6 protein-coding genes and 2 pseudogenes are annotated in these 9,589 nt (G+C 72.2%); 5 read left to right on the plus strand and 3 right to left on the minus strand.

Annotated elements, in window-relative coordinates; translation table 11 throughout:
- Nucleotides 1-189: 189 nt before the first annotated feature.
- Nucleotides 190-798 carry a helix-turn-helix domain-containing protein gene (locus ABZ318_RS37495; protein ID WP_356906900.1) on the minus strand — a complete coding sequence of 203 codons (609 nt, stop codon included), beginning with the start codon at nt 796-798 and terminating at the stop codon, nt 190-192.
- A 214-nt stretch (nt 799-1,012) separates the two neighbouring features.
- Here ABZ318_RS37495 and ABZ318_RS37500 point away from each other — a divergent pair, with 214 nt between their 5' ends.
- The 3 genes from ABZ318_RS37500 to ABZ318_RS37510 all read left to right on the plus strand — a co-directional run bounded on the left by ABZ318_RS37500 (nt 1,013) and on the right by ABZ318_RS37510 (nt 5,705).
- A complete protein-coding gene (locus tag ABZ318_RS37500) occupies nt 1,013-2,158 on the plus strand; it encodes an MFS transporter (RefSeq protein WP_356906901.1) in 1,146 nt (381 codons plus the stop codon).
- 29 nt (nt 2,159-2,187) lie between these two features.
- Complete coding sequence (locus ABZ318_RS37505; RefSeq protein WP_356906902.1) at nt 2,188-3,393, plus strand: family 1 glycosylhydrolase; 1,206 nt, start codon at nt 2,188-2,190, stop codon at nt 3,391-3,393.
- 80 nt (nt 3,394-3,473) lie between these two features.
- Nucleotides 3,474-5,705, plus strand: a complete 2,232-nt coding sequence (locus ABZ318_RS37510; protein ID WP_356906903.1) for a glycoside hydrolase family 3 C-terminal domain-containing protein — start codon at nt 3,474-3,476, stop codon at nt 5,703-5,705.
- Nucleotides 5,706-5,779: 74 nt separating this feature from the next.
- On the opposite strand, the gene ABZ318_RS37515 is transcribed toward ABZ318_RS37510, so the two are convergent.
- Nucleotides 5,780-7,606 carry a rhamnogalacturonan lyase gene (locus tag ABZ318_RS37515; protein WP_356906904.1) on the minus strand — a complete coding sequence of 609 codons (1,827 nt, stop codon included), beginning with the start codon at nt 7,604-7,606 and terminating at the stop codon, nt 5,780-5,782.
- Between the two features lie 281 nt (nt 7,607-7,887).
- On the opposite strand from ABZ318_RS37515, the pseudogene ABZ318_RS37520 reads away from it, so the two are divergent.
- Both ABZ318_RS37520 and ABZ318_RS37525 read left to right on the plus strand, forming a co-directional pair.
- A pseudogene (locus ABZ318_RS37520) lies at nt 7,888-8,277 on the plus strand (ricin-type beta-trefoil lectin domain protein); the annotation flags it as partial.
- Nucleotides 8,278-8,434: 157 nt separating this feature from the next.
- Nucleotides 8,435-8,628, plus strand: a pseudogene (locus ABZ318_RS37525) (IS5/IS1182 family transposase); the annotation flags it as partial.
- Between the two features lie 3 nt (nt 8,629-8,631).
- On the opposite strand, the gene ABZ318_RS37530 reads toward ABZ318_RS37525, so the two are convergent.
- Complete coding sequence (locus tag ABZ318_RS37530) at nt 8,632-9,279, minus strand: class I SAM-dependent methyltransferase (protein ID WP_356906905.1); 648 nt, start codon at nt 9,277-9,279, stop codon at nt 8,632-8,634.
- Between the last annotated feature and the right edge of the window lie 310 nt (nt 9,280-9,589).

Consider the following 9,589-nt stretch of genomic DNA (forward strand, 5'->3'; position numbering starts at 1 on the left):
CGTCCCTCCTCAAGGCCATCGGCGTCCCGGGACGCCGATGGCACCGGCCGGTCTGCCCACGTGCCGCCACGGGCCACGATCCCCACGCCGGCACGGGACGCGAGGCGGGCCGGGAGCGCCTCCGGTCGCGGTCCGCAGCCGGAGGACGAGTCCGCCCGGGACGCTCTCCGGCGGGCCTCGCCCGCGGGGTCAGGCGCGCTCGCGCAGGGCCTCCATCAGGACGCCGTACAGAGCGGCGAGGTCCGCGGCCATGTCGATGTCCGGCTCCAGGAGCCATTGCAGCTGCAGGCCGTCCGTGGCCGCGAGGAGGATCCGGGCGGCCCACTCCGGGTCGACCGGGGTCACCGGCTCGGGCGCGTGCGGCGCCTCCGGGTCCCGGGCGTGGCGGTCGAGCTGTTCCGCGAGGCCGCGGCGGCCGTCGGCGTAGCGCTCCTCGAAGAAGGCGTGGGCCGGGTGGTCGGTCTCGGCGGCCGCGGCCGCGACGTCGACGAAGAGCTTGACCAGGCCCGGTGTCGACGCGTTGTGCGTGACGATGTCCAGACCTGCGCGGAGATCGTCGGCCGCGCTCCCGTGAGCCGCGCGGGCGGCGGCGTCCCGGGCCTGGAGCACCGCGGTGAGCAGGGCCTCCCTGGAGCCGAAGTGGTGCAGCACCCCGGCGTCGGTCATGCCCACGCGCTTGGCGATGTCGCGGACCGAGACCTTGCGGCTGCCGGCTTCGGCGTAGGCCGCGAGGGCGGCTTCGAGGATCTTCTCCCGCTTGGCGGAGGTCTTCGCGTACGGCCCACGAGGAGTGCTCATGGACCCGGAGTCTACGTGTCCGTACGAAAACCTTGAGTCGCAAGGATTTCGCGGCTACGGTGGCCCGACCCGCCACGCAGGTGCAGCAAAGGAGCTGTCCATGCCCTCTCCGCCACCGCCTCCCGCAATCGACCAGGATCCGAGAACCGACCCGGGGTTCCCCGTCCGGCCGGGGCGTCTCGGGCCCGTCCTGTGTGCCACGTACCTGTCCTGGATGCTGTCGTTCCACGTCGCCTCGACGCTGGTCCAGGCCCTGCTCGGCGACATCGACGACGACACCAAACTCCAGCGCTACGCCACCATGGCGACGGCCGGTGCCGGTACGGCCCTGGTCGCCAACATCGCGGTGGGCGCGCTCTCCGACCGCACCCGGTCCCGCTTCGGGCGCCGCAACCCGTGGATCCTCACGGGTGGCATCGGAACCGCCGCAGCCATCACCGGACTCTCCTTCACCCGCGACTTCCCGGTTCTCGTGGCGCTGTGGGTGCTGCTCCAGGTCAGCCTGAACGCGATCGTCGCCCCGCTCGCCGCGGTCATGCCCGACCGGGTGCCCTCGGCCTCCCGGGGACGGGTGTCCTCCTGGATCGGTGTCGGCCAGCTGCTCGGTTCCAGCCTCGCCGCGGTCGTGGCCGGCGCCCTCGTCGCCGTCCCCGCGCAGGGGCTGCGGTGGATCGGCGTGCTCGCCGCGCTGGGCGGGCTGCTGCTCTTCTTCGCCGCCCCCGACCGCCCCAGCACCGACGCCGCCGTCGAGGACTTCAGCCCGCGCGCCTTCCTGCGGACCCTGCTGCCGCCGCGCGACGCGGACTTCCTGTGGGCCCTGTTCGGGCGCCTGCTGGTCCTGCTCGGCCTGAATCTCGTGCTCGTCTTCCAGTTGTACGTCCTCACCGACCACCTGGGCCTGTCCGACGCGCGCGCCGGCTCCGTGATCGGCATCGCGGGGGTGGTCACCGCGGTCGGCGCCGGTACGGCCGTCGCGGTGTGCGGACCGCTGTCCGACCGGGTCGGCCGCCGCAAGGTGTTCGTCGTCGGATCCGCCGCCGCCGTGGCCGCGGCCGTCCTGCCCCTCGCGTTCGCGCCCTCGCTGTGGGCCTTCTTCGCCTTCGCCGTGATCGGGGCGCTCGCCTACGGCTGCTTCATCGCGGTCGACCAGGTGGTCGTCGTCGAGGTGCTCCCCGATCGGGAACACCGGGCGAAGAACCTGGGCATCCTCAACATCGCCAACACGGTGCCGCAGGTCGTCGCGCCGATGGCCGCCGTGGCCGTCGTCCCGGCCTTCGGCTATCAGGGGCTGTTCCTGACGGCGGCGGTCCTGTCCGCCGTGGGCGGCCTGTTCATCCTCCCGATCCGCAGGGTCCCGTGAGCCCGGGCCCCGGAAAGCGACACGACACCATGGACACCTCGTTCACCCTCCCCGGCGGCTTCCTGTGGGGCGCGTCCACCTCCGCGCACCAGACCGAGGGCGGCAACACCCACAGCGACTGGTGGGCCTTCGAGCACAGCGGGCTCACCGACCGCGTCGAAGAGCCCAGCGGGGTCGCCTGCGACAGCTACCACCGCTGGCCCGAGGACATGGACCTGCTCGCCGGCCTCGGCTTCACCGACTACCGGTTCGGCATCGAGTGGGCCCGGATCGAACCCGCCCCCGGCGAGTTCGACGCCGATGCCGTCGCCCACTACCGGCGCATGGTCGAGGGGGCCCGCGCGCGGGGCCTGCGCCCCCTGGTGACGCTGCACCACTTCACCCACCCGCTGTGGTTCGCCGAGCGCGGCGGATGGGCCGCGAAGGGCTCCGAGGACCTGTTCGCCCGGTACGTGGAGGCCGCCGCCCCGGTCTTCGCCGAGGGGGTCGACCACGTCTGCACGATCAACGAGCCCAACATGGTCGCCGTCATGGTCACCGCCCTCACGACGCTGACCGGCGGCGGCACCCTGCCCGAGCACGGCATGCCCCTGCCGGACGAGGCCACCGCCGAGGCCCTCGCCCGCGCCCACCGCAGGGCCGTCGACAGCGTCAAGTCCCTCGCGCCCCACGTGCGGACCGGCTGGTCCGTGGCCAACCAGCCCTGTCGGGCGGAGCCGGGAGGCGAGCAGCGGGCCGCCGACTACCGCCGCACCCGCGAGGACGTCTTCCTGGAGGCCGCACACGGCGACGACTGGATCGGCGTCCAGGCGTACACCCGTACCCGGATCGGCCCCGCCGGGCCGCTGCCCGTCCCGGACGGGGCCGAACGCACCCTGACCGGCTGGGAGTACGCCCCCGACGCCCTCGCCGACGCCGTGCGCCACACCGCCGCCACCGTGCCCGGAACCCCCATCGTCGTCACCGAGAACGGCATCGCCACCTCCGACGACGAACGCCGCGTCGCCTACACCACCGAGGCGCTCACCGGCCTCGCCCGGGCGATGGCCGACGGCGTCGACGTACGGGGCTACTTCCACTGGAGCGCCCTCGACAACTACGAATGGGGCAGTTTCCGGCCCACGTTCGGTCTGATCGCCGTCGACCGCGACACCTTCGTCCGCACCCCGAAACCGTCGGCGGCCTGGCTCGGCGCGATCGGCCGCACCCGCTCCCTGCCCACGGTCACCCCCTGAACCCCGGGGCCCGCCCGCGCCACGCCCCGCCAGGGCGGACCCCGGTCCGCGTCCCGACCCCGCAACCCCTTGGAAGACGTGTGAACGCATCCACGGCAGCCGCCCTCTCCCTGGCGGAACAGGCCTCGCTCACCTCCGGCGGCACCCGCTGGACCACCACCCCCGTACCGGGGGTCGTCCGCGCCCTGACGCTCTCCGACGGTCCTCACGGCATACGGCGCCCGGTCGACGGCGTCACCGACGAGGTGCTGACGCGCACCAGCGTGCCCGCCACCTGCTTCCCGCCCGCCGTCAGCCTCGGCTCCTCCTGGGACCCGCGGCTCGCCCACCGCGTCGGCGCCGCCTTGGCCCGCGAGGCCTCGGCCCTCGGCGTCGACGTCGTCCTCGGCCCCGGAGTCAACATCAAGCGCAGTCCGCTGTGCGGCAGGAACTTCGAGTACTTCTCCGAGGACCCCCACATCAGCGGCGTCATGGGCGCGGCCGTGGTCGAGGGCATCCAGTCCCTCGGCATCGGCGCCTGCGTCAAGCACTTCGCCGCCAACAACCAGGAGACCGACCGGATGCGCGTCAGCGCCGACGTCGACGAACGGACGCTCCGCGAGATCTACCTGCCCGCCTTCGAGCACGTCGTCCGGAAGGCGAAGCCGTACACGGTGATGTGCGCCTACAACAAGGTCAACGGCGTGTACGCCAGTGAGCACCACCAGCTGCTCACCCGGATCCTGCGCGACGAATGGGGCTTCGACGGACTCGTGATGTCCGACTGGGGCGCGGTCGCCGACCGGGTGGCCGCCCTCGCCGCGGGCCTCGACCTGGAGATGCCGCCGACCGGAACCGACGGACAGATCGTGGCGGCCGTCGAGGAAGGGCGCCTGGAGGCCTCGCTCGTCACGGCCGCCGCCGACCGCGTGCTCCGGCTGCGCGACCGGGTCGACCGCGTGCGGCGCTTCGACGACTGGGACGTCGACGCCCACCACGAGCTGGCGCGCGAGGCCGCCCGTTCCTCGGCGGTGCTCCTGAAGAACGAGGGAGTCCTGCCGCTCGACCCGACAACCCGTCAGACAGTGGTGCTGATCGGTGAGTTCGCCAGAACGCCACGCTTCCAGGGCAACGGCAGCTCGCACGTGACGCCCACCCGGGTGGACAACGCGCTGGACGCGCTGACCGCGGCGGTCGGGCCGGCCACCACGATCACCTTCGCGCCCGGCTTCCGCCTCTCCGGCGCCCCCGCCCCGGAGCTGGTCGCCGAGGCGGTCGAGCGGGCCGCGGCCGCCGACGTGGCCCTGGTCTTCCTCGGTCTGCCCGCCGACGTCGAGTCCGAGGGTTACGACCGCACCGACATCGAGCTGCCCGCCGACCAGATCGCCCTGCTCCGCGAGGTGGCCCTGGTCTGTCCCCGGGTCGCCGTCGTCCTCGCCAACGGCGGCACGGTCACCGTCTCGCAGTGGCAGGAACACGCGGGCGCCGTCCTGGAGGCCTGGCTGCCCGGACAGGCCGGCGGCACGGCCCTGGCCGACCTGCTCCTCGGCTTCCACAGCCCCTCGGGCAGGCTGACCGAGACGATCCCGCACCGTCTCGCCGACGTCCCCTCCCACCTGTACTTCCCCGGCGGCGACGGACACGTCGTGTACGGCGAGGGCCGCTACGTCGGGTACCGCCACTACGACACGCTCGACGTCCCGGTGGCCTACCCCTTCGGCCACGGCCTGACGTACACGACCTTCGCGTACGACGGTCTGGAGGCCACGGCGAACGGCGACGACCGGTGGACCGTGGAAGCCGGCGTCACCAACGCCGGCACCCGCTTCGCCCACGAAGTGGTCCAGCTCTACGTCGCCTTCGACGAGCCGCACCCCACCCGCCCGCGCCACGAACTGCGCGGCTTCACCAAGGTCGCGCTCGGCCCCGGGGAGTCCTGCCGCGTCCGGTTCGAGCTCACCGCCCGCGACCTGGCCCGGTGGTCCACCTCCCACGGCGGCTGGCGGACCGACCCCGGACCGTTCACCGTCGAGATCGGCGCCTCCTCCCGGGACATCCGGCTGCGGACCGTGCTCCACGGTGCCGGCGACGGGGCCGTCCCCGCGCTCGACGCGATGTCGTCCTTCGGCGAATGGCTCGACCACCCGGTCGGCGGCCCGCTCCTCATCGCGGCGCTCGCCCGGGCGGGCGCTCCGTCGCCGGACGAGCTGGAGTCGGAGAAGCCGGGCCTCCTGCAGGCCGCACGGGACGTCCCCCTGGCCAAGTTCACCGGCTTCGGCCTCGACATCACGGACGCCGACATCGACCGTCTCGTCGCCGCCGCCCGCTCCTGAGGACCCGGCCCGCCCAGCCAGTACGAGCGGCTCGGCCTGCCCGCCGAGGGGCCCGTCACCGACAAGCAGGTCGTTCAGGGGGTGTAGACGGTGGGGCGGGGCGGGGTGGGCATGCCGGCGCCGATGAAGAAGCTGGGGTGCGGGGGCTGGTTGTAGGCGGTGTTCTGCCAGGCGAGGGCGGTGCGGTACTGGGTGTCGTGGAGCAGGGTGGTGATCCTGGTGCCGGTCTGGTGGGGTGTCGAGTAGATGCGCAGGGCGCGGTTGTCCGACGTGCGCCAGACCACCTCTTCGCGCCAGTCGCCGAGGATGTCGCCGGAGAGGGCCGGGGTGGCCTTGGTGGTGTTGTCGGAGGAGACGCCGGAGCCGGTGAGCAGGCGGGTGTCGCCGGAGGTGCCGTACTTGTCGATGTGGGTGCCGTCGAGGAGTTCGCGGACGGTGTCGCCGTCCCACCAGGACAGGAAGTTGATGCTGGAGGGTTCCCGGCCGAGGGCGGCGCCGGTCGTCGAGCGCAGGGTGGTGTCGTAGGCGGACCAGGCCTCGGCACCTGGGCTGCCGGCGTAGATGTCGCCGGCGACGCCGCGGCCGTTGTCGGCGCCCGGGGCCGTCTGCCACAGGACCTGGCCGGTGCGCGCGTCGGCCGTCCAGGAGCCGGGCTTGGTCTTGTCCTCGGAGACCTTGAAGTACTCCAGGCCCGGCCGGGAGGGGTCGAGGTCGCCGAGGTGGGCCGCGTCGCCGTGGCCCAGCTTGGTCGTCCAGAGGCCCGTGCCGTTGTCGTCGACGGTCATCGCGCCGTAGACGATCTCGTCCTTGCCGTCGGCGTCGACGTCGGCGACCGACAGGGCGTGGTTGCCCTGGCCGTCGTAGCCCTTGCCGGTGTTGGTGGAGGAGTCGGTGTCGAAGGTCCAGCGGCGGGTGAACCGGCCGTTCCGCCAGTCCCAGGCGGCGATGACCGTACGGGTGTAGTAGCCGCGGGCCATGATCAGGGAGGGGCGGGCGCCGTCGAGGTAGGCGGTGCCGGCGAGGAAGCGGTCGACGCGGTTGCCGTAGGAGTCGCCCCAGGAGGAGACCGTGCCGCGGGCCGGGACGTAGTCCACCGTGCCCATCGCCTTGCCGGTCCGGCCGTCGAACATCGTCAGGTACTCGGGGCCGGACAGGACGTACCCGCTGGAGTTGCGGTAGTCGGCCGTGGAGTTGCCGATGACCGCGCCGGTGCCGTCCTTCGTCCCGTCGGCCGTCTTCATGGCGACCTCGGCGCGCCCGTCGCCGTCGTAGTCGTACACCTGGAACTGCGTGTAGTGCGCGCCGGAGCGGATGTTGCGGCCCAGGTCGATGCGCCACAGGCGGGTGCCGTCGAGCTTGATGCCGTCGACGATCGTGTTGCCGGTGTAGCCGGACTGGGAGTTGTCCTTGGCGTTGGTCGGCTGCCATTTCAGGATCAGGTCGAGCCTGCCGTCGCCGTCGAGGTCGCCGGTGGAAGCGTCGTTGGCCTCGTACGCGTACGCCACCCCGTCCGGGGTCGTCCCGCCGGCCGGTGGCGAGAGCGGCACGTCCAGGTACCCGGAGCGGAACTGGAGCGCGTGCTCGGAGGACGCCTGCTCGACGCCGTTCACCACCGCTCGGACCGTGTAGTCGGCCGAGTCCGCCGCGCCGGAGTCGAAGTAGTTCGTCGAGGCGGTGAGGGGTGTGGAGTTGAGCTTGGTGGTGCCGCGGTAGACGTTGAATCCGACGGTGTCGGGGTCGGTGGCGAGCCACCGCCACGACACCAGGTTCCCGCTGCTGGTGTGGGTACTGGTCAGCCCTCGGTCGAGGCGTTCCACCTGCCGGGCGGTGGCCGCCTGCGCGGTCCGGGGCAGTACGGCGAGCGCGGACACGGCCAGCGCGGCGGCGGTGACGACGCGCATCAGCCTGCTCCCGGGCCGGGTCCGCGTTCTGAGGGGTGACGGGGCCGTGCGGTGACTCCGGTGTGCGTCGGTCATGGTGACTCCGTGGCGTGGGGGGTGCGTGAGCGCGGTCTTCCGCAGGGCATGAGGGACGCAAGGAGCGTGGGAACGCTCCCACGGCAGCGAGCGTAGAAATGCGCCGACGTCCGGTCAAGAACCCCGACACGCCTTGATGGATCTTCCTCGACGGCGGCACCCGCTCCACGCAGTTCCTGTGCCCGTCGTTGGCGGACTCCACCGGCGTGTCCAGGCCCCGGACCGCGTGCCCGTACGTCCCGCCCGGCGGGACGACCCCGTGGCCGACCGGCGATGCCGTCGGCGCCGCCTCGGGCCGCTGCCTGGACGTGCCGAACGCCTCGCAGGCCAACGGCACCCGGGTGCAGCTGTGGGACTGTTCGGACGGGACGGGCCGGCGGCGGACCCGTACCGACGCCGGGGAACTGCGTGTGTACGGCGGCAAGTACCCGATGTACTGCTCGGTCTCGTCCTTCGGCTCGCAGAACTCGGCCATCGGCCTCGCGGGGTCGACGACCGGGCAGCCGGGCGGCTGGACCGACCACGGCATCGTCTACGCGTCGAGCTCGTCCACCGACGACAACGCCAGCGACCCCCACCTGTTCGCCGATGACGACTGCGCTCTGCAGGACACCGTCTGAGCAGCGACGAGCCCGCCGCGGCGACGGGCACGGACACCGCACCCTCGTCCCTGGAGTTCTTGCTGCACGCGCCGGCCTGTTGCGACGACCACGAGAACGGAAGTCACGCGGGACGGGCCTCCTGCGCAACTGCGCCAACCGCAAGGAGCGCGGTTCCACGGCGGCCGGCCGTCGGCCTTCGACAAGGACGACCACCGTGAGCGCCACACGGTGGAGTGCGGGATCAATCGCCTCGAACGCCACCGTGCGGTGGCTACGAGGTATGACGCCCTGTCCCTCCGTTACGAGGCGACCGTGCTGATCGCGGCCATCGACGAGTGGCTGTGACCGCTATCGCTTGCGGGCCAGCAGCTGTACCGCCTGCGACCGGTGGCCGTTCATCGTGGCGACCTCGATCGGGTATTCGTCCATCAGGTCGAAGTCCGACAGCAGGGCGCGCAGTTCCGCGATCTCGTGGTGCCGGCATACGGCACCGTCGTCGGTGGCGAAGACCCCGTAGGGCGTGCCGAATCGCCCGGCGTGAGCCGCGTAGCGGCTGCGGTTTCGTTCGTCGTCCTGCAAGAGCACGTCGCTGACGTAGAGCAGCCCGCCGGGCGCCAGGACGCGACTCAGCTCCCTGATCAGCTCCCGTTGAGCATCGCCGTCGGGTATGCACGTCAGCACGGCGAACAGCAGGACGGCGTCGAAGCTCTCCGGCGCATCCGGCAGGTCCGGCGGGGACTCCAGCACGGCGAAGCTCAGGTCAGGCCGCAACCGGCGGCCCCGCTCGATCAGCGCGGGAGACAGGTCCACGCCGGACACGTCGTGGAAACCGTGCTCGCTCAGCTCAGCCATGACTCGGCCGTATCCGCAGCCGTAGTCCAGGATGCGGGCGTCCGGACTCACCCCCGCCAGCCAGCTGGGATTCACCGGATGGGTGAACGTCTTCGTCGCGCCAACGCTGTCCCAGTACGAGATCTGACTACCAAGATCCTTCATGCGAGTGCAGCATACGGCCCCTCCCGACCCCGTTCCGGCGCATCTGGACCGGGCAGGGCCTCAAGGCGCCGTCAGTCGGAGTCGGAGTCGGGACCGTGAAGCTGTAGCGGCCGGGCAGGTTCAGGTTCCTGTGCTTGAGCGGGGAGAGCCGCGCGGGTCCTCTGATCTGGTTTTGAAGGGTGTGGGGAGGGCTGGGGAGTATGAGCGATGCCGGGGCCGATCGCCACCGCCAACGGCGGCAACCGCGCCCACGGCCGTACCGGCTACAAGGCCTCGATCGACTTCGTGAAGGCGAAGCTGGACGCCGCCG

Source organism: Streptomyces sp. NPDC006197 (genome assembly GCF_040613865.1).
Taxonomy (GTDB): Bacteria; Actinomycetota; Actinomycetes; order Streptomycetales; family Streptomycetaceae; genus Streptomyces.

What these genes read in the sequence shown, in the direction of transcription:
- ABZ318_RS37500 (WP_356906901.1), top strand. Translation starts at nt 1,013, where the DNA reads ATGCTGTCGTTCCACGTCGCCTCGACGCTGGTCCAGGCCCTGCTCGGC.
- ABZ318_RS37530 (WP_356906905.1), bottom strand. Translation starts at nt 9,279, where the DNA reads ATGAAGGATCTTGGTAGTCAGATCTCGTACTGGGACAGCGTTGGCGCG.
- ABZ318_RS37495 (WP_356906900.1), bottom strand. Translation starts at nt 798, where the DNA reads ATGAGCACTCCTCGTGGGCCGTACGCGAAGACCTCCGCCAAGCGGGAG.
- ABZ318_RS37515 (WP_356906904.1), bottom strand. Translation starts at nt 7,606, where the DNA reads ATGCGCGTCGTCACCGCCGCCGCGCTGGCCGTGTCCGCGCTCGCCGTA.
- ABZ318_RS37505 (WP_356906902.1), top strand. Translation starts at nt 2,188, where the DNA reads ATGGACACCTCGTTCACCCTCCCCGGCGGCTTCCTGTGGGGCGCGTCC.